Source organism: Nostoc sp. (genome assembly GCF_036917435.1).
Classification (GTDB): Bacteria; Cyanobacteriota; Cyanobacteriia; order Cyanobacteriales; family Nostocaceae; genus Nostoc.
In genome coordinates this window covers 57,753-82,590 of sequence record NZ_JBALDM010000036.1, presented here as the reverse complement: position 1 = coordinate 82,590, position 24,838 = coordinate 57,753, and the positions used below count along the sequence as shown (strand labels likewise).

At 40.9% G+C, this 24,838-nt stretch carries 19 protein-coding genes and 1 other RNA gene; 5 read left to right on the top strand and 15 right to left on the bottom strand.

Going from position 1 to position 24,838, the window contains the following annotated elements:
- Nucleotides 1–93 precede the first annotated feature (93 nt).
- The 4 genes from V7K98_RS17115 to V7K98_RS17100 all read right to left on the bottom strand — a co-directional run bounded on the left by V7K98_RS17115 (nucleotide 94) and on the right by V7K98_RS17100 (nucleotide 5,973).
- Entirely contained in the window at nucleotides 94–219 is a 126-nt protein-coding gene (locus tag V7K98_RS17115; protein WP_335023836.1) for a hypothetical protein, read from the bottom strand.
- Between the two features lie 43 nt (nucleotides 220–262).
- A complete protein-coding gene (locus V7K98_RS17110; RefSeq protein WP_335023834.1) occupies nucleotides 263–1,891 on the bottom strand; it encodes an efflux RND transporter periplasmic adaptor subunit in 1,629 nt (542 codons plus the stop codon).
- A 1,337-nt stretch (nucleotides 1,892–3,228) separates the two neighbouring features.
- Nucleotides 3,229–4,518 (bottom strand): glycosyltransferase family 4 protein, encoded by a 1,290-nt coding sequence (locus V7K98_RS17105; protein WP_335023833.1) that lies wholly within the window; start codon nucleotides 4,516–4,518, stop codon nucleotides 3,229–3,231.
- An 864-nt stretch (nucleotides 4,519–5,382) separates the two neighbouring features.
- Nucleotides 5,383–5,973 (bottom strand): PEP-CTERM sorting domain-containing protein, encoded by a 591-nt coding sequence (locus V7K98_RS17100; RefSeq protein ID WP_335023831.1) that lies wholly within the window; start codon nucleotides 5,971–5,973, stop codon nucleotides 5,383–5,385.
- A gap of 617 nt (nucleotides 5,974–6,590) precedes the next feature.
- On the opposite strand from V7K98_RS17100, the gene glyS reads away from it, so the two are divergent.
- The gene (gene glyS / locus V7K98_RS17095; RefSeq protein WP_335023829.1) at nucleotides 6,591–8,744 is read left to right on the top strand and encodes a glycine--tRNA ligase subunit beta; all 2,154 of its coding nucleotides are present in this window, start codon (nucleotides 6,591–6,593) and stop codon (nucleotides 8,742–8,744) included.
- Nucleotides 8,745–8,826: 82 nt separating this feature from the next.
- Nucleotides 8,827–10,311: a UDP-N-acetylmuramoyl-L-alanine--D-glutamate ligase gene (murD, locus tag V7K98_RS17090; protein WP_335023827.1), complete on the top strand. Its 1,485-nt coding sequence runs from the start codon at nucleotides 8,827–8,829 to the stop codon at nucleotides 10,309–10,311.
- A gap of 39 nt (nucleotides 10,312–10,350) precedes the next feature.
- On the opposite strand, the gene V7K98_RS17085 is transcribed toward murD, so the two are convergent.
- Nucleotides 10,351–10,605, bottom strand: a complete 255-nt coding sequence (locus V7K98_RS17085; protein ID WP_335023825.1) for a type II toxin-antitoxin system HicB family antitoxin — start codon at nucleotides 10,603–10,605, stop codon at nucleotides 10,351–10,353.
- 393 nt (nucleotides 10,606–10,998) lie between these two features.
- Between V7K98_RS17085 and argS the strand changes: the two genes are divergently transcribed.
- The 3 genes from argS to V7K98_RS17070 all read left to right on the top strand — a co-directional run bounded on the left by argS (nucleotide 10,999) and on the right by V7K98_RS17070 (nucleotide 13,900).
- The gene (argS, locus tag V7K98_RS17080) at nucleotides 10,999–12,753 is read left to right on the top strand and encodes an arginine--tRNA ligase (protein ID WP_335023823.1); all 1,755 of its coding nucleotides are present in this window, start codon (nucleotides 10,999–11,001) and stop codon (nucleotides 12,751–12,753) included.
- Between the two features lie 112 nt (nucleotides 12,754–12,865).
- Nucleotides 12,866–13,429 carry a Uma2 family endonuclease gene (locus V7K98_RS17075; RefSeq protein ID WP_335023821.1) on the top strand — a complete coding sequence of 188 codons (564 nt, stop codon included), beginning with the start codon at nucleotides 12,866–12,868 and terminating at the stop codon, nucleotides 13,427–13,429.
- Nucleotides 13,430–13,447: 18 nt separating this feature from the next.
- A complete protein-coding gene (locus V7K98_RS17070) occupies nucleotides 13,448–13,900 on the top strand; it encodes a cobalamin biosynthesis protein (protein WP_335023819.1) in 453 nt (150 codons plus the stop codon).
- 5 nt (nucleotides 13,901–13,905) lie between these two features.
- Here the strand turns inward: V7K98_RS17070 and V7K98_RS17065 are convergent, their stop codons facing one another.
- From V7K98_RS17065 to devC, 10 genes are all read right to left on the bottom strand, one after another.
- On the bottom strand, nucleotides 13,906–14,259 hold the full coding sequence (locus tag V7K98_RS17065; RefSeq protein WP_335023817.1) for a phage holin family protein: 354 nt from the start codon (nucleotides 14,257–14,259) through the stop codon (nucleotides 13,906–13,908).
- Nucleotides 14,260–14,624: 365 nt separating this feature from the next.
- Nucleotides 14,625–15,638: a peptidoglycan-binding domain-containing protein gene (locus V7K98_RS17060; RefSeq protein WP_335023815.1), complete on the bottom strand. Its 1,014-nt coding sequence runs from the start codon at nucleotides 15,636–15,638 to the stop codon at nucleotides 14,625–14,627.
- A gap of 88 nt (nucleotides 15,639–15,726) precedes the next feature.
- Complete coding sequence (locus V7K98_RS17055; RefSeq protein ID WP_335023856.1) at nucleotides 15,727–16,998, bottom strand: M16 family metallopeptidase; 1,272 nt, start codon at nucleotides 16,996–16,998, stop codon at nucleotides 15,727–15,729.
- Between the two features lie 98 nt (nucleotides 16,999–17,096).
- On the bottom strand, nucleotides 17,097–18,338 hold the full coding sequence (locus V7K98_RS17050) for a M16 family metallopeptidase (protein ID WP_335023854.1): 1,242 nt from the start codon (nucleotides 18,336–18,338) through the stop codon (nucleotides 17,097–17,099).
- A gap of 182 nt (nucleotides 18,339–18,520) precedes the next feature.
- Complete coding sequence (locus V7K98_RS17045) at nucleotides 18,521–20,185, bottom strand: sensor histidine kinase (RefSeq protein ID WP_335023813.1); 1,665 nt, start codon at nucleotides 20,183–20,185, stop codon at nucleotides 18,521–18,523.
- A 282-nt stretch (nucleotides 20,186–20,467) separates the two neighbouring features.
- Nucleotides 20,468–20,651: non-coding RNA, 6S RNA (gene ssrS, locus V7K98_RS17040), on the bottom strand.
- Between the two features lie 60 nt (nucleotides 20,652–20,711).
- Nucleotides 20,712–21,866, bottom strand: a complete 1,155-nt coding sequence (locus V7K98_RS17035; RefSeq protein WP_335023853.1) for a 5-(carboxyamino)imidazole ribonucleotide synthase — start codon at nucleotides 21,864–21,866, stop codon at nucleotides 20,712–20,714.
- Complete coding sequence (locus tag V7K98_RS17030) at nucleotides 21,863–22,387, bottom strand: pentapeptide repeat-containing protein (protein ID WP_335023811.1); 525 nt, start codon at nucleotides 22,385–22,387, stop codon at nucleotides 21,863–21,865. The genes V7K98_RS17035 and V7K98_RS17030 overlap by 4 nt, the downstream gene beginning before the upstream one ends.
- Nucleotides 22,388–22,818: 431 nt before the next feature.
- A complete protein-coding gene (locus V7K98_RS17025) occupies nucleotides 22,819–23,529 on the bottom strand; it encodes a DevA family ABC transporter ATP-binding protein (protein ID WP_335023809.1) in 711 nt (236 codons plus the stop codon).
- Between the two features lie 126 nt (nucleotides 23,530–23,655).
- Nucleotides 23,656–24,810 carry an ABC transporter permease DevC gene (devC, locus tag V7K98_RS17020; RefSeq protein ID WP_335023807.1) on the bottom strand — a complete coding sequence of 385 codons (1,155 nt, stop codon included), beginning with the start codon at nucleotides 24,808–24,810 and terminating at the stop codon, nucleotides 23,656–23,658.
- Nucleotides 24,811–24,838: the final 28 nt, after the last annotated feature.

Below are 24,838 nucleotides of genomic sequence, written 5' to 3'. Positions count from 1 at the left end.
ATGTCTACGACGGGCTACGCCTACGCGCGATTCTTTTCTAATAACAAATACAAGACCGATTTTTTTCTAATAGTATCGCTTGTATTGATCGCCTCATGAAGCTTCTAGCGATCGCCCTCCCGAAAAGTGACAGAAGAGGGGTAATGAAGAAGTCAACGAACATAGTTTAAAATTGGGCTTTCTTTGGGTATTTGGTATTTTGTATTTTGTATGGGGCATTGGGCATTTCTTCTTGTCTCCAGTGCCCCATGCCCCCGTTCAGCTAAGGCTTCTGACTACCCGCTTGTTCCTGTGCTGGAGTGATAGGAGCGCCATTAGTTAGGTTGAGAATACCGGAAACAACAATTTTGTCTCCAGCCTTTAGTCCTTCGATAACTTGATAATTATTCCCCTCAATAACTCCCAATTTCACAGGTTTTTGTTGAGCCACTAAAGATGGCGCTCCAGCTTTATTTTCTGCTGGCGCTTCAGCTTTGTTTTCTGCTGGTGCTTCAGCTTTCTTTGCTGATGGTGCTTCAGCCACAAACACAAAAGTCTGTCCACCCAAGCGAGATACTGCTGTAACTGGGATTAAGATTCCCGGACGTTCCTTCCAGATTACTTTGGTTTGCACTGACTGAAGATTAAGCAATCGATTTCTCAAATTGCCAAAGTTGGCTTTTACCAAAACTGTCTGCGAATCGGAACTGGCATTTGGGGAGATAAAACTAATTTTACCCGTTGTTGTGGGTTTGCCTTGGGCATCGAGCATTTGCACAGGTAATCCCAAGCGCAAATTTCTGGCTTGATTTAGGGGAATGGATATATTCAGTTCTAAAGAGTCATTTTTGGTCAATGTTGTGAGTTGATCCCCTTGTGCTACATACTGTCCTACCTTGACTGGGATATCACCAACAATACCTGTAAAAGGAGCTAAGACTTTTGTGTATTGCAGTTGGACTTGAGCCGACTGGACTTGAGCGGCTGCTTGGTTTACTTGCGATCGCCCCTGGGCAATATCTTCGGGGCGGTTGCCGTTCACCTGTTGCCTATAGAATTGTTTCTGTTGTTCTAATGCAGCACCTAACTGCTCGATATTAGCGGTTCTGCTTTTGCGGAGTTGCTCTAAGTTTTTCTGGGCTGCAACTAGCGCTGCTTGGGCACTATCTTTATTTTTGATGTATTCATCTAGGGTATCTTGAGAAGTTGCCCCTTCTTTTGTTAATTGTGCGTATCGCGTTGCTCGTGCTTGTGCTAGTACTAGATCGGATTTGGCGGAATTAACTTGAGCCTCAGCCTGCTGAATTTGCTGTGGTAGCGATCCAGATACGGCATCTTGATATTTTGCTTGGGCCTGATCTAGCTGGGCTTTGGCTTGGGAAACTACTTCTGTTCGAGTCCCTGCCTTGAGTTCGGCAAGATTTGCCTGTGATTGTTGAAGTGCTGCTTGTTTTTCTCGTAGCACGGCTTGGGCATCATCAATTTCTAGGCTAATTATTACTTGCCCTTGTTGAACACGGTTGCCCTCTTTAATGAAAACCTGCCTAATTCGCCCTCCAATCTGTGGCTTGATTGGTACAGACTGTGGAGCCTCTAAGGAGCCAATAAAATCTGAACTTTCTTGTACAGTTTCAGTTTCCACAGTTACTAGCTTGACGGGAATTGCCATCGGTTTACCAGCAGCTGGCCCGCCTGCTGGTGGATTGTTAGCATTACTAGTTTGCCACCAGCGCCAACTAAAACCAATGCCTCCAATTAACAGGATAATTCCCAAAATTAGAGGCCAACGACGCTTTTGAGGTCGTTTAGGCGATCGCTCTGGCAATGGTTGCGACTCTTGACTAGCATCAGTAACAGCAGGCTGTTCTATTTCAACAGGAAGGGGAGAATCAGGGAACTCAGAATGGGACATCTTCGGTTTCTCGTCTTGTGGATTTAGACTTGGGCAATCTACTCTTCGCTAAAAAAGCATTATTGGAATAGTCTTTTAGCCCTTTTTTCTTAATGTTGATGAAAAATATATACTTGGGTATTTGGGCGATCGCTTACGATGTCTAGCATCTAAAAAAAACAATATCTTCAGCACATTATGGCTATTTTGTACATCACTTAACTCCTGTCAATTTTTTAAAGTGTAATTTATAAAACTTTTTTAGTCAGTACAAACGCATTACTTTGGCTGAGAAAGAAAACACGGTTTATTGTTGCTGCAATGGAATCAACTAAATTTTCTGCCTCCTGCAATGGCAAACACATAAATTTGCTCAAGTTAATTATGTAGTATTTAGTACTTATTCTCCTGTAGTAGAAATATTGCTAAAAAGCAGAATACCGTAAAGTAACCTAGCCGTGGAACTATCTACAAGATGCTTTTAAATCTATGCCTGAAGATACTGCGCCCTGATCTTGACTTTTACGCAAGTACACAACCATCTGTTCGCGCAGCGATTTTTCCGTTTCGTATAAAATCAAACAGGTTGATTGGGACAGTCTTCCATCAGTGTTTACAAAGGCTTACTTGAACATGTAAGTACTTCCTTGTATTATAACTACACAACATACTAGATTTTGTCAGTTCAACGACGAGTTTATCCCTCTTGAGTTGTATTGAATACTGATCTTAGGGAGGAAAATGTATGGAGCAATGCCTTTTCTACGAGACGCTATGCATAGCTTGCTTCCCCGTAGGAGTCAGGCGGGCTAATAAGCCTACGCTGATTAATTCAGACTTATTAAGCAAGATTGGGACTTTCATCGAATTATCCTCACAATGAACAAAGTACAATCAATCAGTGTACTCTAGAGTCCTATTTTTCAGCATTTTCATCTTCCTACACTTAGCTCACCCGATCAGATGATTTTTAAATCACCCATTTGGGTGATTCTATTTATCCTAACCAGGGTTATGAGTATGATTTCATTTAATTTTTGAAAAAAAACTCAGTACACCTTAATCTTCTAGAATCCTTTTGCCTCTTATCTCTTGCCTAGCTACCCACACAAAATAATTTCAAAAATCAAACCGGATTCCTAATATATTGGGACTTACGCACTGTACAAAGGACTCATCCTGTGAATTAACGTAAATACGTCGTTTCAGATTTTTATTAATCATTCATTGATGGTAAATATAACTGTGTAGTAGGGGCAATTCATGAATTGCCCCTACGACGGATCTGGTTTTTCAAATCATCTATACTTGGTCTTTACTGTCAATACATAAGTCCTATATATATAGCCAAAAACCCTTCAACCATCCACAACTGATTCCTTGGAATTAAATTTTGGCAACATACCCATAGTTGATTTTCGGTTAGTAACAATATGAGAAAGCAGCCCTTCATAACGATCGAGTGCTTGCTCCAAGGAATAATTTTCTTCAGCAAAATGTCTTCCTGCGTTACCTAATATTGTCCCTAGAGAAGGATTCATATATAAATCATACACAGCAGTAGCCATTGCATCGGGCGATTCTGGTTCCACAATTATCCCACCACCACTGAGTTCGATGGCTTTAGCAGCAGTACCAGTGGCAGGAACTGAACCCACAATTGGGCGGCCACTTGCTAGTAACAGTGGTATTTTTGAGGGCATATTGAACGAAATCACATTGCGTTTTTGCACAATTAATCCCACATCAGATGCCGCTAGCATTTCGGGTAGTTTTTCTCGTGACTGCAACGGTAGCAGCAAAACATTATCTGCTCCGTGTAATAGACAATATTCTTGCAACCTTTGCAATGCTTTTGATTCACCAACGATGACGAAAACTATATCTCTGATATGACGTAAGCAAATTGCTGCTTCTATTACTGTTTCTAAACCTTGTGTTAGGGCAATGTTGCCCGAATAAAGGACTACAAATTTACCATCGAGTTTATGGCTAGATATCCAGGAGTTGTTTTGTTTCGCTAAAGGGTAGATGAAATTTACATTCACCCAATTAGGAATACAAACAATTTTATTAACAGGTACTCCCTTATTCACTAAATTCTCACGAAATCCATCGGCAATGACGCTAATGGTGTGTGCAGTCTGATATCCAAATTTCTCTAAAGCTGCAAGAATTCGGATCATCCACTTGTTTTTCAATAGCCCCATACGCACAGCAGCTTCTGGTAAGATATCTTGCACATTTAAAACCACTGGGCAGTTGTATAACCAACCAAATAGTGTTGCTGGTAAAATACCGAATAGAGGCGGAACTGTTAAGATAATTACATCTGGACGTTCACCTTTAAAGCCTTGGGGCAAGCTTGTAAAAACAAAGCTTAACTCTAATAACAGCCGATCTACGAGGTTAGGTTTAGACTTAATTCTCAGGTAGCTTCGATGAATAGTGACACCATTTTTTTGTTCGTTAATATACCACTTACCTCGATACCCATCGTAAATTTCGCGCTCAGGATAGTTGGGCATTCCGGTAATCACCCGCACTTCATGACCTCGCTTTACTAGTCCTTCTGCCAATTCAGTCATTAAGGGAGCAATGCCAATTGGCTCTGGATGATAGTTGTAGGAATATATCAGAATGTGCATGAGCTATGTATAAATTTGGTAAAGACAGCCTGACATAAGCGGATTTATTGCTAAGTTCAGCAGGGGCTGCAATTTTGTATTATTTAATTTAGGTTATGATTAGATTATGGTTTTTTAAAATCACAATTGCAATAAGCATTGTTTAGGAATTTCATGATTGGATTTTAACAAAAAATTAGTTATCAATTATCAGTGTTTTTGGTTGGAGAAATTTTCTTAATCGTACATTCAAATATTACCAGTGTTAACTAATAACTTTTGAATGTTCACTTATTTAAAATCTTTCCCATATATATGATAATTGTTCACTTATTTAAAAGTGAAGTTAGTCATGAAATTTACACTTAGGGGATTGTAGCATGAGATTTAATGTCATGCATATAACCTGCATTCCGCCTTGTGAACTGGCACATGAAGTATTTTTAACCAAGTAATCAGTATTGCATTTATGGGCGATCATCCGATTTTTTTCAGTAGTTCAAAGGCACAAACTTTTTCACACAAGTGTCTTGAATAGCTTCGTATTTGAAGCTGCGACTGTAAAAAGCTGCAATGCATTGCAACATCACCTTAGCAGTTCAACTTGAAATTAACAGCTTGATCTAGGTTGTTAACAACACCAATTATACTTGCGGTTTTTGCTAGCCTTACGCAACACTAAAAGTAGTACTGATTACCGTGGGAAGGGCGATTTTGGTGAAATTTTTTTATTATAATCGCTCGAATACTCATGAAAACAAGTATTCGAGCGATCGCTAACCGATAAGGTTGGATGATAGACTCAATAGTTCCCTGAACTATTAGAGCTAGAATGAAAATTCAATAAACTAAATTTGGCAACCTCTAACTAGGAAGCCCTACTTTCTAGCAAGAGGCTTGCTTTCTCTTCAAAGTTGAAGCTACACCAAGACCAGCAAATGCCAGTAAACCCAACATAGAAGCGGGTTCAGGGACTTTTGATGCATTAATAGAACCAGAATTTTGATCTAGTGTTATTGACGTTCCCTTTTGATCTACATCCTGACGTAATGCTAAAGAGTTGCCAACCGTTCCATTGAAGAAATATTCTCCAATTACACCCGTTCCTCCTGCTATATTCAGGGGGCCAAACAATTGCTGAGTGGAAGTATCAAAGTTTAAAGCGAAGAAGCTAGATTGTGATACCCCACCAGTAACGGTGTTATAAGTTCCCAGAAGATTTTTAGATGGATCTAAGAAGGAGACATTCAAGGATTGTAAAAATTTGGTCGCTCCACTACCACTTTCGGAAATGATTGTAGGTGCTGTAGCCTCATCGTAGCTGAATGAACCTGTTGCTGAATAACCAGCATTACCTAGCCAGTTAAAGTTGAACTCAACAGCTTGAGCCGGGTTGTTGTCACCAGCAGCGATCGCTACACTAAGAGCAGCACTGGTTGCTGTGATAGCAACCGTTTTAGCGAAAATGTTTTTCATGATTATAACTCCAAAATTGATTGTCATGATGCAAATATCAATACATCAGACAACATGAAGTTTACGATATCTATATGTATAAGTAAATACTGCATAAAAATACAGTGGCAAGTGTAATAAATTCATGAAGTGAAACACTTGTTTTTTAAATTTTTGGAGAAAATGCCAAGTCTATCTAATTGACACTCCCCTGCCTAACCAAGTTTTGCTTACGCTCACTTGGTTAAAAAGGCAGGGGATTCTTGGTTCAACGAGTCCACTTAACTTAGACTCCTTGCGGTATCTAAGCCTCCTTGTAGTTCTCTCCCCAAGCGTTAACTTTTGGTCTGCCCGACCATAGTTGCACATAGTGCAAAATTTGTTTGAAGTTTAATGCTGTTCGTCTAGTACTTGTGAATCTTTTACCTACTTCCAGGTGATACTAGAACTACGAAGTAGAACCCCCTAGATTCAGTTGTCAAGGTTCAGCGTCTGCGTGTTAGGCAGCAATAGGGTTTTTTAAGTGGTTGATTACCCTTCCACAAATCCTATTTTACCAAAAGCCGTCCTGGAAGGACGGGGTTTTCAACCCAAATTTTTGATAAAGTTGAGCTACGCAAAGTTGAAAACAGTGACCTATGCCTGCGTTTTTATTAGAAGTTGGTACAGAAGAATTACCTGCAAGCTTTCTCAGTGATGCCTTAATACAGTGGCGAGAACGCATTCCTCAAAGTTTGGAAGCAAACAACCTTCAGGGTGAAAGTGTCCAGGTGTACGGTACTCCTCGGCGTTTGGCGGTATTGATTAAAGGTCTACCATCACAGCAAGTAGATCGAGAAGAAGAAATTAAAGGGCCCCCCGCCCAAGCCGCCTTTAAAGATGGTCAACCGACAGCAGCAGCAGTAGGTTTTGCCAAAAAGCAAGGTGTAGAACTAGATGCACTGTTCCTTCGCCCCACTGACAAAGGGGAATTTGTTTTTGTGCAAAAAAGAATTCCTGGCCGTCCTGTGGCGGAAATTTTGACAGAACTTGTTTTCCAGTGGATTTGGGGTTTAGAAGGTAAGCGGTTGATGCGTTGGGGAGATGGGGATGGGAGATTTTCTCGACCAATTCGCTGGCTAGTAGCTTTGTTAGATGAGACAGTGCTACCGTTAGAATTGGTGAATGGTTCTAAAACGGTTCAGAGCGATCGCATTTCCCAAGGTCATCGCGTCTTACATCCTGAAGCTGTGATAATTGCCCAAGCTACTGATTATGTTACCGCTCTCAAGTCTGCTTATGTCACCGTTGACCCAAAAGAGCGAGAAAATCTGATTAAAGAGCAAGTAAAGGCAGTAGCAGAGAGTTTAAGCGGCTATACAGTCATTTACCCCGATTTGTTAGCGGAAGTAACTAACCTTGTAGAATATCCTTCTACAGTTGTTGGGAAATTTGAGCCAGAATTTTTGGAATTACCATCTGAAGTAATTACGGAAGTTATGGTAACTCATCAACGTTATTTCCCTGTATTTAAACCAGGTAGTTCCGAGCAAGAATTATTACCCAACTTCATCACCATTTCTAACGGCGATCCTAAGAAATCAGATATTATTGCCGTCGGTAATGAGAGGGTAATTCGTGCCAGATTAGCTGATGGCAGATTTTTCTACGAAGCTGATTTAACTAAGCCAATAGATAGCTTTTTACCCCAGTTAGAAAAAGTCACCTTCCAAGAAGAATTGGGTTCGGTGCGTACTAAGATAGATAGAGTAGTTAAGATTGCCGAGCAAATTTCTACCCAATTAAAATTAGCTGAAAATCAAAGCCAAAAAATCCAACGGGCGGCTTTATTGTGTAAGGCAGATTTGGTAACTCAAATGGTGTATGAATTCCCAGAATTACAAGGTATTATGGGAGAAAAATATGCCTTAGCTAGTGGTGAAGATCCCGAAGTAGCAAAGGCAATTTATCAACATTATTTGCCAATGGGAGCCGGTGATATTTTACCCGAAACCCTCACAGGTCAAATTGTCGGTTTGGCAGATAGATTAGATACCTTGGTAAGTATCTTTGGTTTAGGTTTAATTCCCTCTGGTTCGTCCGATCCCTTCGCTTTGCGTCGGGCTGCAAATGCTGTAGTTAAAATTACTTGGTTTTATAATTTGCCGATAAATTTAGATGATTTATTGGCACAAATAGCAACAGATTTTGCAGAGAAATATCAAAAAGATCGGACATCATTAACCACCGCATTACAAGAGTTTTTCTTACAACGCATCCGCACTTTATTACAAGAAGAAAAACAGATTGATTACGATTTGGTAAATGCAGTTTTGGGAGAAAATGACCCAGAATACACAGAACGGACATTAAAGGATTTATTGGATGTCCGCGATCGCGCCTTGTACTTACAACAAATCCGTAATGATAGTACCTTAGATAACATCTACGAAACCGTTAACCGTTCCACCCGATTAGCCGCCCAAGGTGATTTGGATACCAAACAGCTAGAACCGACAACTGTAGTTCGTCCAGAATTATTCCAAAAGCCCTCAGAGGCAGCTTTGTATAATGCTTTGATCGAATCAGTACCACAAACTCAAACAGCACAGCAGACACGAAATTATCAACTGTTAGTAGCAGCACTAGCAAAAATTGCTCCCACAGTTAGTAACTTCTTTGATGGGCCAGATAGCGTTTTAGTTATGGACTCCGATCCAGAAATTAAGCGAAATCGATTACACTTACTAGGATTAGTTCGGAATCATGCTCGTGTTCTAGCTGACTTTGGTGCGATCGTCAAAAATCTGTAGCGTAAGTCAACAAAAAGTTGTGTAATTTTTGCCAAGAAACGCTACTATAAGGATTGCTTAACCAGGGACTCTGCTGCAATCTATGCCTAGAGCTACTGTTATTGGATTGGGAAAGTCCGGTGTTGCTGCGGCGAGATTGTTGAAAAGGAAAGGTTGGGAGGTAGAGCTAAGTGATAGCAACACCTCCGAAACCCTCCTAAAACAACAACAAGAACTCGCTGCCGAGCAAATAACCGTTAAATTAGGCCAATCCCTAGAATTAAATGATGATAATTTACCCCAATTAATAGTTGTTAGCCCTGGCGTTCCTTGGGATATTCCCGTATTAATTAAGGCACGCCAATTAGGTATTCAAACTATTGGGGAAATGGAACTCGCTTGGAGAAATTTGCGCTCCTTACCTTGGGTAGGAATTACCGGGACTAACGGTAAAACTACTACCACAGCTTTAATTGCTGCCATTTTCCAAGCCGCAGAATTAAACGCACCCGCTTGCGGTAACATTGGCTACGCCGCTTGTGAAGTTGCCCTGTCTTGGAGGGGGAAAGGAGATGGGGGAGATGAGGGAGACAAGGGCAAAAATTTTACTTCATCATCCTCATCCTCCTCATCCTCTTCACTCGATTGGGTGATTGCGGAACTTAGCAGCTATCAAATAGAATCTTCGAGTTCTCTTGCACCGCGTATCGGTGTTTGGACGACTTTCACGCCGGATCATCTGAGTCGCCATAAGACTTTAGAGAACTATTACAATATCAAAGCAAAGTTATTGCATCAGTCCGAATTGCAAGTGTTAAATGGCGATGATGCCTACTTGAGGCAACAAGGTTTAAATGTTTGGCCTAATGCCTATTGGACGAGTGTCAAAGGAAAAGATTTCCTGATTAGCGAAAAAGGCTTTTACATTGAGGACAACTGGGTTGTGGAAAAATTGACTGCAACCTCTGCACCAGAACCGATTGTGAAAGTATCTACTTTGCGAATGGTGGGAGAACATAACCAGCAAAATCTCTTGATGGCAGTAGCTACGGCAAGATTAGCAGGAATTAATCGTGGTGCGATCGCACTTGCAATTAGTGAATTCCCCGGTGTTGCCCATCGTTTGGAGCATATCTGCACTTGGGAAGGGATTGATTTTATCAACGATAGCAAAGCCACTAACTATGATGCTGCTGAAGTTGGTTTAGCATCTGTGAAAAGTCCAGCGATTTTAATTGCTGGTGGAGAAGCTAAAGCAGGCGATGATACTGGCTGGTTAGCACAAATTCAAACCAAAGCAGCTGCTGTATTATTGATTGGCTCTGCTGCACCCGCATTTGCTCAACGCCTCCAAGAAGTGGGGTATTATTCATACCACATTGTGGAAACTATGGAAAGGGCAATCCCCAAATCGGCGGAATTAGCTAAGGAGTATGAAGCGCCTGTGGTGTTGCTATCTCCGGCTTGTGCAAGTTTCGATCAGTACCCCAATTTTGAGGTGCGGGGCGATCGCTTCCGTCAGTTGTGCCTTGCTTGGGCGGCAGGAGGGAAGCTTCAACACAACTTGATTCTTTCATCTTCCCTATAATTTCTTCACTGTGTGGCTTGCAGTTGCACAGTGAATGAATTATGTAAAATTATTAACAATATTTGTATTGCTGGAAAATAATTCTTTTGCAACTTCAACCTCATGAGCAATGCTTGTAGGCTTAGGAATAGCTAAACCATCTTCTAGCATTCCTTCTATATGAAATTCAATAGCTTCTGCTATCATCTGCTTGACTTCTTCTAAAGTTTCACCCACAGCTACACAACCTGGTAAATCAGGGACATAAGCGCTATAGCTAGTTTCTCCCTTTTCAATCACAACTGTATAACGCATCAGTCTTCCTCATTTTGGGAACATCTTAATCGCGTACATTAACGAAGTATAACGCTTGAAACACAACCCAATCAAACCGTTGGGGCAGTTGAGTTTTTAGCAATGCCTGTGATAATTTAGAGAGAAATTGGCTCGGAAAGGCTTCAACGTAAGTCCCCAGCGTTAAGACTTTGCTATAAAAACAGCAAGGTTATTATTTATGTCTAGTGGCCTCGTAGCGCGTGAAGACTTGAAAGTGCAAAATATGGTCAGCTAGACACAGGTTTGTCAAAAAAGATACTTTTACAAACGGCGTGTTGATTTTTTATTTCTCTTCAGAATCTCCAGATTTCTAAAGTGAATAATCAAGGTTTTCCAGAGCTACATTCCCTCTCTCACAGATAAAATTTATATATGAACGCTACACAAGAAAAACTAAAAATTCAGCTTGAACAGGCAATAGTCGCTGCTTTTGGCGCTGACTTTGCTGGAGTAGATCCAATATTGGTTTCTGCTAGCAATCCTAAATTTGGTGATTACCAGGCGAATGTGGCTTTATCCCTGAGTAAAAAATTAGGATTGCAACCAAGAGCGATCGCAGGTGCGATCGTTGAGAAACTAGATGTATCCGAAATCTGCGAATCACCGGAAATTGCTGGGCCAGGATTTATTAATCTGAAATTGAAAACGGTATATCTAGAAACACAACTAAACGGAATTCAAGCCGATTCTCGGTTGGGACTTCCAACGGCGAAAACGCCGAAGCGTGAAATTGTGGATTTTTCCAGTCCGAATATTGCCAAAGAAATGCACGTTGGACACCTGCGTTCTACGATTATTGGTGATTCCATCGCCCGGATTTTAGAATTCCAAGGACATGATGTGCTGCGGTTAAATCATGTGGGTGACTGGGGTACGCAGTTTGGGATGTTAATCACCTATCTGCGGGAAGTTTACCCAGAGGCGCTTACCACTGCTAATGCTTTAGATATTGGTGATTTAGTCACTTTTTACCGCAAAGCCAAACAACGGTTTGATACAGATGCAGCTTTTCAAGAAACAGCACGGCAAGAAGTTGTCAGATTACAAGCAGGTGCAGAAGATACACTCCATGCCTGGAAATTGTTGTGCGAACAGTCACGGCAAGAGTTTCAAGTAATTTATGACTTGCTGGATATCAAATTAATTGAACGTGGAGAATCTTTCTATAACCCCTTGCTGTCGGGCGTTGTGGAAGATTTAGAAAAATCTGGCTTACTGGTAGAAAACCAGGGCGCAAAATGCGTTTTTTTGGAAGGGTTTACAAACAGAGAAGGTGAACCTTTACCCTTAATTGTACAAAAATCAGATGGCGGTTATAACTACGCCACAACTGATTTAGCATCTCTTCGCTACCGGATTCAGCAGGATGAAGCAAAGCGGATAGTTTATGTAACAGATTCTGGACAAGGAAACCACTTTGCCCAATTTTTCCAGGTAGCACGCAAAGCCGGATGGATTCCTGATGATGTGGAATTAGTGCATGTGCCCTTTGGGTTGGTTTTAGGGGAAGATGGTAAAAGAATCAAAACTCGTTCTGGGGACAGTGTGCGGTTGCGGGATTTATTAGATGAAGCTGTTTCTCGTGCCCATGCTGACTTAAAAAGTAGATTACAAAAAGAAGAACGTCAAGAAACTGAAGAATTTATTAATGAAGTTGCTAGGGTAGTTGGAATCAGTGCAGTTAAATATGCAGACTTAAGCCAAAACCGCACCAGTAACTACATTTTCAGCTACGACAAAATGCTGGATCTCAAAGGTAATACTGCGCCATATATGCTGTATGTTTATGCGCGAATTCATGGGATTAGCCGCAAGGGTGATATTAACTTTAAAGAGTTGGGAAATAATGCCGTTTTATTGCAGCATGAAACAGAATTAGTGCTGGCAAAATATTTACTTCAACTGGATGAAATTATTAGTAGTGTAGAGCAAGACTTGCTACCCAATCGTTTATGTGAGTATTTATTTGAACTGAGTCAGAAGTTTAACCAATTCTACGATCGCTGTCCTATATTACAAGCCGAGGAACCACAGCGTACATCCCGGTTGGTTTTATGTGATTTGACTGCTAGAACTCTGAAACTGGGATTATCTTTGTTGGGAATTCAGGTTTTAGAGAGGATGTAATATTTTTTGACGCAAAGGTAGGCTAAGTAAGAGTTAAGTTAATTTCTTCTTGGTGTCCTTTGCGTCTTGGCGGTTCGTTAATCATAATTTTTGGACTTGGAGGCGATCGCTTATGGTACGGACAACATCTAAAAACATAACTTTGGCAGAGTTTCTAATTTTACCAGAAACGAAGCCCGCTAGTGAATACATCGATGGACAAATTATTCAAAAACCTATGGCACAGGGAGAACACAGCACTATTCAAGGTGAACTGATTATTTTTATTAATGGTGTATTAAAGCCCCAAAGAGTTGCACGAGCATATCCAGAACTGCGGTGTACATTTGGTGGCAGATCAATTATCCCAGATGTAGCGGTTTTTACTTGGGACAGAATACCTAGAAAAGAAAATGGTAGGGTAGCAAATTTATTTTCAGCATCTCCCAATTGGACTATTGAGATTCTATCGCCTGACCAAAGACAAACGAAAGTTACAAAAAATATTCTGCATTGCCTGAATTATGAAACACAAATGGGTTGGCTGATCGATCCAGAAGAACAAACGGTATTTGTGTACATCCGCAATCAACAGCCAATGATGTTAGATGAACTAGATGCTTTACTCCCTGTGCCAGATTTTGCCAGTGAGTTGAGGCTGACAGTAGGAGATTTATTTGGTTGGCTGTTGGAGTAAAATAGGGAAATATACCAAGTGCAACAGGTTTTATGGGTAGGAATCGGTTGTAAACGGGGAACCTCATGGCAATTGATTGATTGGGCTATTGAGCAAGTCTTTCAAGAAAATCAACTTTGTCAAAGTGCGATCGCAGGGATTGCTACCATTGACACTAAAGCCTCAGAAGTTGGCTTAATAGAACTTTGTAACCTCCGCAATCTGCCTCTAAAAACCTTTTCTGCCCAAATCCTTCGTTCTGTTTGTGTCCCCAACCCTGCTATAATCACCGACTACAAAGTAGGTACACCTAGCGTAGCAGAGGCGGCTGCTATTCTTGCAGCTAATCTAACTGCTTCCCCTTTTAACAGCACAGAAGCATTAGAAGTGAAACTTTTGCTACCTAAACAAATTTTCCAGCTACAAGGGCAATCAGGAGCGGTAACGCTAGCCGTTGCCCAAGCCTCAAATATGAATATTACAAATTGCTAATTTTTCTAGTCAACAACTCTCAAAAAATAGTTAATTACGCTAGAAACAACAGCTAGCACAATTGAACCTAACAAAGCAGGTAAAAAGCCCTGAATCTCAAATCCATAACCAGGAGTTAAGGCACTTGCCAACCAAAGGGTTAAAGCGTTGATTACCAACGTAAATAAACCAAAGGTGAGCAAGGTAATTGGAAAAGTCAAAATCTGCAAAATTGGTCTAATAAATGCATTAACCAAACCAATAACAAGGGTAGCGACTAAGGCTGTCAAAAAATTCTTAATAAAGAATCCCGGAACGATATTAGCAGTCAAAAATAACGCCACCGCAGTACCGAGCCAAGTTAATAAAAAGTGTTGCATAAGTTTTTTTTAGAGGAATTTAGCAGTAAGCTTAATTAATTTCACTGATGCCAGTTGTGATTTGTAACACGGTCAGGTGTCCTTATGCTTGACTCATATAGTTACCATTATCTTTTGTCAGTCCAAAAGCAATGTAATTTTTCTGTCCTGGCATAGAGATACTTCTCATCGGTGTATCTTTATCCTATTGCAGGATGTACCGCATAAATTCCTAAAAATTTCTGTTAGCGCAAAATCCCTACAGAGGTTTATTGAAATTGAAAAACCTCTGTAGCTTGGGGATTTCCAAAAAGAAATAAGTTTAGAACTTTGAAGCATCTTGTCCGCACCTTTGCTTAGAGCAAAGTAGATGCTCCTTAGCAAGGCTAACGACGCAAAAGAACCTCCCAGGTAGAGCCACCAACTACACCGTCAGCTTCTAAACCATAGCGTTTTTGTGCCGCTTTCACAGCTGCTTCGGTTGTCTCGCCAAAGTCTCCATCAGCATCGCCTTTCAATAAACCAAGCTTTTTCAGTTGTTGTTGCAATTTAACAACTTCAGAACCACGTAATCCTATACGCAAAATTGGCATTCCTTCTGAGGTGTATTGAATACCAGGGGTTCGCTGAGTACTTATTTTTGACTGAGTTCGAGTATTTTGTCCAGTCCGTGTAGTTGATGTAGTCCGATTCGGCGTTTTCTGTCTACTTGAAGTTGTAGTTTTTCTTGGGGTAGCCGGTCTTGGTTCAGGGTTAGTCGCAGCTTGTCTGACGGCTTTTTTTGGGGTATTAGGTTTTGGTTCCGGCTTAGTCGCCACTTGTGTTACAGCTTGCCTTGGGGGGTTGGGGTTAGGATTTACAACGTTGGTGACGTTGGTAGCCTGGGTTGGGACAGGAAAATTTGTAGCTGAGTTAAATCTTGGTTGGGATGAAGGGACGGTTGATGTTGCTACTGGTTGATTGGGGAAAAGTCGTTGCCACGTGTTGGCATCAACAATGCCATCTGGATTTAAACCAGCTGCTTGTTTAAACCGGGAAACAGCACTAGCTGTATTTTCACTATATGTACCATCCACGGCACCAGAATAAAAACCCAAAAGTTTTAGGGCTGCCTGAAGTTCAGATACACGTTCGCCTTGGCTACCAACCTTGAGGATAGGGCGGTTAATGCTGTCAGCAGGATTGGCTTGAGCAATTTTTTGTGGTGCTGCAATTGATACTAGAGGCGTTGAGGCAATAAGCAGAGGTGTAGACCAAAACAAGAGTATTTCAATGGCTGATAAAGATTTAGACCTCTTTGGCCGCCAACCCTTTTGCCGTTTTTCCATTTCACAGCGATTTACAGTGGGGTCTAGTAATTTTAAGTAACTCAAAATACTTGCTGTCAGGCTGCTTTGCATGGAATTTACTCCCAGAATATTCTCATGCTAATAGTACAACCGCTTGGTCTAAAAAACAGCTGCTTCATTATACGATGTTTACGACAGGTTACGCGATCGCACCATTAATTGCTTCTTCTTGACCAACTAAAGACAAGTAAGGTGATTTTAAATACTTACTTGCGGCTGCGATCGCATCTTTGGCACTCACCGCCGCAATCAATTCTTGAAACTTGGTGTCAAAGTCAATTCCTAAGCCCAAAATTTCATACCAGCCGTATATCTGAGCAATTTGCCCGTTCGTTTGTTTACCCAAGGCGTACTGCCCCAAAATCTTATTCTTAGCGGCTTGGAGGGCGCTTTCAGAGACTTCGACGGTAGACAATAAATCTACCTCTGTCCGCAGTCCTTCTAAGGCAATCCTGGTATTCTCTGGTGCTGTACCCATGTAAACCACAAATGAGGCTGGAAATAGCCTTGTAGAGTAAAAAGCGGATACTTCGTAAGCTAAACCGCGTTTTTCCCGTAATTCGACAAACAAGCGGCTAGAAAGTCCATTTCCCAAATAAGTACACAGCAACTTCAGGGCGGCGTAGTCAACAGAATTTACCGATGTTCCCAAATAACCAAGCATCACGATTGATTGTTGTGTGTGTATTGGCTTAACCTTTACCTGTGGTTCCACCTTAATTTCAGGTAAATTCAGTATTGGTAGTGCTTGGGCTGGCGCTTGCCAATCAGCAAAAACTTCTTCTACCAATGCGACTGCATCGGTAGGTGTGATTCTCCCAGCAATACTAATTACTACATTATCTGGACGGAAATAAGTTTGATGATATTCCACTAAATCTGCGCGAGTTAAGCTGCTCATAGTGGTTTCATCTCCCAGCACTGACATAGAGTAGGGATGATTTTGGTACATTACCTGCCGCATTTGTTCAAAGGCGACATTGAAGGGTTGCTCTTTTTGGGAACGAATATCTTGGAGTGCTAAACGGCGTTCTAGTTCCACTTCAGTTTCGGGAAAAGTAGGCGATCGCAAAATCCGCCCTGCCAATGCTAAAATTTCCGCAAAATCCGATGTTACCGTCTTGAAAGATAGCAAAAAATAATCAGTGCCAGCATCCGCACCTAGACTTGCCCCTACAGACTCAACTTTTTCCGCAATTTCCAAACTAGAAAGTCCATCGCATCCCTTTGTCATCACTGCGGATAGCAAATGCGCCAATCCTCCTTGCTCCCGGTTTTCGTTACAACTACCAGCACGCACAAAAATTCGCGCCGCAATAATATCCGCAGCCGGATTTTCTGCTGCCAACACGACAATGCCATTATTTAGCACGGTGCGATGTATAGGCGATTTTTGCAGCAAGGTTGTCATTTGTTCTTTGTCACTTGTCATTTGTCATTTGTCCTTTGTCAAAAACTAATGCCCCATGCCCAATGCCCAATGCCCCATGCCCAATTCCCAATGCCCAATTAACAAGGTTTAAGTACAGTAACCGCATAATTTTCTAGTGATAGATACTGTTTAGCTAATTTTTGTAGTTCTTGAGCATCAAAAGACTGAATTTGCTGCGGATAGGTAACAGCTAATTCAGCTTGGGCAATGGTGTTGTAATATCCATAAAGCCCCGTCAATTGATTTGGCGTTTCAGTCGAAAATGCATACTCATTACATAGCAGCCGACGTGTACGAGCAAGTTCCTGTTCACTAATTCCTCCAGTCTGCAAATCATCCAAATGAGCGCAAATTAAAGACTCAACTTCCTCCAAATTTTCTGGTTCTAACCAGGCAGTAATTGTAAATAAACTTGATTCCCTTTGTAGAGAAAAACTACTATAAATTCCTTGTACCAATTGCAAATCTTCTCGTAAATCACGCACTAAACGCGAAGTCCGTCCTTCTGCCAACAACACCGACAATAAATCTAAACCATAGCTAGTGCGGATTTCTTCTACTCCTGGTACTAGCCAAGCCATCAACAATCGTGCTTGCTCTATGCGTGGTAAATACAGTTCTTGACGGTGAATTCCTGTTATTACTGGCTTTGCCACTTTCTCAAACTGCGGACAATTTGAGCGTTCGGCAAAATCAGTAAATGAACGATTTACTAATTCCCAAGCTGGTTGCTGGGCTATACCCCCAGCAATTACCACCGTCATGTTTTCCGGCTGATAGTGGGCGTGGTGAAAACAGCGCATTCCTTCTGGTGATTGCTGCATCAGTTCTTGCTCAGTACCCAGCACCGAACGTCCATAAGGGTGATGTGGATAGATGCTTTGAATTAGAGCCTGAAATCCTATCCAATCGGAATCGTCTTGACAAGAGCGAATTTCCTCTAGCACCACGTCCCGTTCGCGGCTAAATTCGTCTTCTGGAATTGCCGCATTCAGCAGGAGTTCTCCCAAGTAGGGGAGAGTATCTTTTAAATAAGGTGCAGCTGTGGTGAGTGAATAATTAGCATAATCATAACTTGTCGCCGCATTACTTACACCACCCCGGTTTTCAACTTTGGAATCGAACATTCCAGGGGGTAACGTCGCCGTCCCTTTAAAAATCATGTGTTCTAAAAAGTGCGCCATACCAAACCACGGTTTTGGCTCTATGCTTGCTCCAGCACGCACCCAAACATCTGCTACAACTACGGGAGTAGTGGCAATCTCTTGATGAATAAACGTTAAACCACTGTCTAGTCGGAAGACCGAGGCTGGAAATATATTATTAGTTAGTTGTTGTGACAATTTTTTGTAGCTTTAACCACAATTTTATGCAATTTTGTGATTTTACCTCTGAACGATACCAAAATTAGAATCAAGTTATACAAATTTCTTTTTTATCAGATCCCTAAACTCTCACTCTTTGTAAGAAATCCGGGTGTAGGGTTAGAGCATTTAAAATTTTAACTCGGCATTGGTTGAGGTTGATGAACTGGTATTTCAATCACAAATTTGGTGCCCTCTCCTAGTGTGGAATCACACCATATCTTGCCATAATGTTTTTCTGTGACTATTTTGTAGCTGATGGATAAGCCCATGCCAGTACCTTTGCCGACGGGTTTGGTGGTGAAAAAAGGATCAAAAATCCGCGATCGCACTTTTTCCGGTATCCCTGAACCATTGTCAGCGATCGCAATCTGCACCCAATTATCAGATGTTAGTTGAGTTGAAATCCAAATTATACCAAGTCGTGTTGGGCAATCTTCTTTCGTCTGCTCTCCAGCCAATTCCTCTAAAGCATCGATTGCATTGGCCAAGATGTTCATAAATACCTGATTGAGTTGTCCGGCATAGCACTCAATCAAAGGCAATTGACTGTAGTTTTTAATCACTTTAATTGGCAGGGACTTTGGGCTGACTTTGAGGCGATATTGCAAAATCAACAACGTATTCTCAATGCCCTCATGAAGATCAACAGCTTTGAATTCGGATTCGCCCAGGCGGGAGAAGTTACGGAGAGATAAAACAATTTGGCAAATCCGTTCGGTGCCTATTTTCATCGATCGCAGCAACTTAATCAGGTCTTCATTCAGAAAGTCCAGTTCTACATCATCCAGAGTTGCTTGAAGCGTTTGGGGCGGATTGGGGTAGTGCGCCTGATATGCCTGAACTAATTTCAGTAAATCTTGAGTGTAGTTATCAATATGGGTAATGTTGCCATGAATAAAATTTACAGGGTTGTTAATTTCGTGGGCGACTCCAGCAACCAGTTGTCCTAGACTCGACATCTTTTCAGATTGAACTAGTTGTACTTGAGTGTTATTAAGTTGAGTTAAAGCTTGCTCAAGTTCTATTGAACGTTGTTCTTTTTCGGTCAGCAGTGTTTTCACCCGTTCGACCAGATTGTTGAGTGCAGTTGCAAGAATGCCTATTTCATCCTTACCCATCGCGGGAACTTGCAGGTTAAAGTTAGACTCTTGGGTGATTTGCTGCGCCACATCTGTCATCAATTGCAGTGGTTTAGCAATACTGCTCGAAATTCCCAGTCCTAAAATCAATGCCAAAATCACACAAATTAAGCTCGTGATAGCAATCACAATCATTGTAGGTTTAGCTTGAGCGATCGCCCCGTCATACAGCGATGACCACTCTAAAATGACAGCACCTTCGACCTGATTTTGTTTATCTTTAAGTGGAATGATAATCAGTTTAATTCCTTGGGGATAATCAACACTTTTTTCCAAAAAGGTTCTAGTCTTGCTATCCTGTATAGTTTGCTCGATTTCGTTACCTTGATCGTGGTCAAAAATACTGCCGACATTTTCAGGAACGGCATCCGCCAAAATTAGTTTCTGCCGATTGACCACCACAATGTCGCGCTTTTGCAGATCGTGCAGCAAATTGGTGTAGTGTTGCAGTTCTTGTGAACGTTCAATAGAAATAGATTTTTGATCGTAATAAGAATAGTGGCTAATGGAAGCGCCAATCACTTGAGCAACGTGTTCAGCTTCTGATATAGCTATAGTTTCAGCAATTTTCTGGCTTTGGGCGATCGCAACCACACCAACAACACTTGTTAATAAGGAAACACCGATAAAGCTTCCAACAAGTTTATAAGAAATTTTCATCAAGATAATTTAATCATAACCATGTCAGTATTTAGTGTTCCCAAATTTAATATCAGAACTCCAAATTAAGGGACTTACAAAAAATTAATTACCCAATTGTCTGGGGGTGGACAATGCGACAAATAGACTCTTTTTAGAGACGTAATTCATCGCATCTTGCTCCAAGGATATGTTGCAATCATTAATTGAATTAGTATAAATTTATGATTTTTGAGATAAATTTTACTCATTTAAATAATCAAAGCTCCCAAAATCTAATTGACTTTAGGAGCTAAAAATTTTAAGTTCACCGCGACGCCGTTTTACCTAAGTTTATGACCTGGGTTTATCCAGGTGGGAACCTAAATTCCTCGTTTAAAGTTTCCGGGTACATGCCCGGTATACTGCCACGAGAACAATTGACTCCCTTGTCATTAAAGGCATAGATCAAAAAACTTGATGGCAGTCACCAACGTCGTAGTGCAACTCACTCATTATAGCTTTTCAAAAGATGTTGTGTGTTCAACACCGAAAGTTTCTGCTCAATTTACCTGGGATACCAGATAGATTCTATGGTGTGGGCGATGGCACTTGCCGATTCTCGATTTTGATTATCCAGCAAAACGGTAACATGTCCCAACTTGCGCCCAGGACGTGATTCTGTCTTCCCGTACCAGTGAATATGCGCTTGGGGAATTTCTGCTATTTGTTGACGCTGGCTTTGGTAGTCGCTGTGAGAATCTTCATAGCCCAGCAGGTTAACCATCACAGCACCAGCGCAGTGCAAAGCCGGATTCCCTAAAGGTAAACCACAAACGGCTCTGAGGTGCTGTTCAAACTGAGAAGTTTCACAAGCGTCAATCGAAAAATGCCCAGAATTGTGGGTACGAGGGGCAATTTCATTTACCAGGATTTTGCCATCAGCCCTGAGAAATAGCTCAATTCCAAAAATTCCTACTACTTCTAGGCTATTTAATAGAGTATGTGCGATCGCTTGGATTTCTGCTACTTGATTGGGCGTAATCTCCACAGGCGCAATCACCCGCCGACATACTTGTTGTTCTTGTTGAGTTTCTACCACTGGGTAAGTGACAATTTCTCCCTCCACAGAACGCGCTGCAATTATTGCTAGTTCGCGTTCAAAAGGGACAAATTCTTCTAACAAAAAAAGTGATTTATTTAAAGGTTTGGTTTCAGTTTCATAACTTAGCTTTTGCTCTAAAGTCGCAAAATCTTTAATTATGAAAGTACCTTGACCGTCATAACCGTGACGGCGGGATTTTAAGACTGCTGGAAAACCTAGATATTCTATTTTTGATTGGAGATTTTCCACCTCATCAAGGGCGAAAAATTGCGGAACTGGTAAGCCTAAATCGCGTAAATAGCAACGCTGATGATATTTATCTAAAAGAGGAGCTAAAGCTTCTAATCTGGGACGAAAACAAACACCTTGCTGTGCTAAAATAGATAAAGCTTGCAGATTAACAAATTCGTTTTCAAAGGTAATAACATCACATTTTTGAGCTAATATTCCCGTAGCATTTGCATCATCAACTGGGGCGAAAACAGTTTCCTGAGCGATTGACACAGCCGGATCGTGAACGCTTGGAGTTTGTACTACTAACTCTACTCCTAACTTCTGTGCTGCATTCGCCATCATCCACGCAAGTTGTCCGCCACCAATTACACCAACACGTTTCATTGACATCCTAAAGAATCACGAGTTTGCACGCCTGTTTTGGAATTCACACCACTGGCTTTTTGACACAGTTCTTTGATTTGCGCTCGATCCAAAATTGCATCTGTAAAATCTGCACCGTCTATATTTACATCATCAAAGATGGCGCGGAGCAAAAGAGCTTCTTTGAAAACTGCATCACTCAAATCTGCCTTAGTCAAGTTTACCTGATCGACCATTGCATTAGTTAAATCTGCTCCGTGGAGATTTGCTTTTGTCATCACAGAAGCACTCATAACTGCTCCCCGCAAATCAGCATTTGAAAAGTTAGTCAGTTCCATGTTGGCGTTAGAAAACTCCGCAGCTTGCAAACTTTCACCAGAAAAATCACGTCTTGACAACTCTGCATTGCTAAATGACAGGGGATGAGTCCAGCTTACTGCCAGTGCAGGATTAGCCACGCACCAGATAATAATTCCTAGTAGGAATGCCAAACATTGCCGCCAAAATATGCTGAGAGTCAATTTGGTGTTTAATTGCTGCATTTAATTACCGTATTTGAATGTAGCAGGGCTGACTGATTCTAATTGAGACTCGCAGCCTTGCTACTGGACTTGAGGGATAAATTTCCCTTGCTTAATATTTTGTAACGCAAAAAGGGCAGATGCGACTCTTAGGGCTTTCCAAGAAATAAATTATCCATTTGTGAGACGGGCAAGATGCCCATCCCACAAGAAAATTTGGGATATTTTTTTATTTGGAAGTCCCTCACAGCAGATTGCAACTTGGTGAGGTACAGATTATCGTAGGGGCACAACATGTTGTGCCCCTACCCGTGTATTCTGCGGTTTAAAAGTATTTTATTGAACTACAGAGGCGCAGAGAACACAGAGAAAAGAAGAGAAAAGAGGAATTATTGTCTAAAAATTTTACCCACCTTGAAAGGGCTAGTGAGTTGTGATTTCTGATTGGGGAGTTATGACTGAATGATATTATTTGAAGAGTTACGAGTTAAAAGACCATCTTCCATTTCTACGATGCGATCGGCTATGTCTAGAATGCGGTTGTCGTGTGTAACTAATAAGATCGTGGTTCCCTGATTTTTGGCTAGACTCTGCATTATTTCTACAACATCGCGTCCTGATTGTTTGTCTAATGCGGCTGTTGGTTCGTCTGCTAGTACCAATGGAGGGTGATTCACTAGGGCGCGCGCGATCGCAATTCTTTGTTTTTGTCCACCAGAAAGATTGTCTGGGTAGTAATCTACTCGTTCTTCTAGACCAACTGACCCTAGCATAGCTTTTGATTTAGCTATTGCTTCTGTTTGAGAGATATTATCATTCAACTCTACCGCCATCTGCACATTTTGCTTTGCAGTCAAGAAACCTAGCAAATTGTGAGCTTGGAAAATATAACCAATGTTGCGTCGCATCTGTACTAGTTTGTTTTGACTGACACCAACGAGTTCTTCACCTAAAAATTTTAAACTTCCTTCTTGTACAGACCGCAAACCACCAATTAAACTCAGTAATGTAGTTTTACCTGAACCTGATGGCCCGGTCATAATTACAATTTCACCCGAATAAACTTCTAGGTTGATGTCAAATAATATCTGTTTTCTCAGTGAGCCTTTACCATAGTAGTGATTGAGATTTTTAATGGCAATTACAGGTTCTTTTTCCATCATATTTTTGTAAGTTATAAGTTAGGATTTCCGAAGTTGAACTGAAGCTTGAATCGAAAATTAGGTTTTATTAACCATCAATCATAAGTTCTATTTATCAACAGTTAATTTTAATTAAGATTGAATTAATTAAAAGATATCTGCTGGATCGGCGGAACGTAGTTTTCGGACTGCGATCGCACCGGAAATAATGCACATAAGTATAGTTAAAATTAACACCATTACGGCACGATCAAAACTCATAAAAACTGGTAATAGAGTTGCATCTCTGGCGCTGCTATACATAAATAATGAAAAAATAATTCCCGGAAAATATCCTAATACTGCTAATAGTAAAGCCTCTTGAAGAATAACCATCAATAAATAATTTTGTGTATAACCTATTGCCTTGAGAGTAGCGTATTCAGCTAAGTGATCTGCAACTTCTGTATAAAGAATTTGATAAACAATCACGGTTCCTACAATGAAACCCATGACAGTCCCTAATGTAAAAATAAACCCGATAGCTGTACTATTTGCCCAATAATTACGTTCAAAATCAATAAATTCTTGCTTGGTTAAAACATTAATTTCTTTAGGTAAGTACTTTCGTAATTCTTCGGTAACTAGTTGAGCATCTGCTCCCGGCTTTAGTTTAATCAGCCCAATATCAATTAATCCTGGTTGACGATTACTAAATATCCGCAAAAAGTTAATATCACTCGTAATTAAATTTCCATCTGCACCAAATGATGCACCTAATGTAAATAATCCTCCTACTTTAATTTGCCGTCTTCGTACTTCTGCTGTTACAGTCTTTCCTTGGCTAAAATTAGCAGCAATAGGCCCATATTCTACTCTAGAAGAACGGTCAAATAAAACTACATCGGGCAGTTTAAGTTTATCTAAATTTTCCTCGACACCAGGCAAGTTAACTATGTTAGTTTCTGGATTCATTCCATATATCAGGATACTACGAGGACGACCTGTTACAGGATTTTTCCAGATTGTAAAATCTAAATATATAGGATGTACTGATTGGACTGCGGGTAAATCTAAAGCTTTATATAAACGTCTTTGAGAAAAGCTTCTCATTGCCAGAACAGCGCTAGATTGACTATTGATCAAAACAATATCGCCCTGTAAGCTGTTATGAAATCTAACGTTACTATAATACAAAGCATCTCGGAAGCCGAGTTGCATAAACATTAGAATGTCAGCAAAAGAAATTCCTGCCAAAGCCACAGCTAGGCGAGTTTTTTCTCTTGTTAGTTGTAGCCAGGATAAAGGTATTTTTCGACTCATTTTATAGGCATCCAAGCACAGGGGGAAT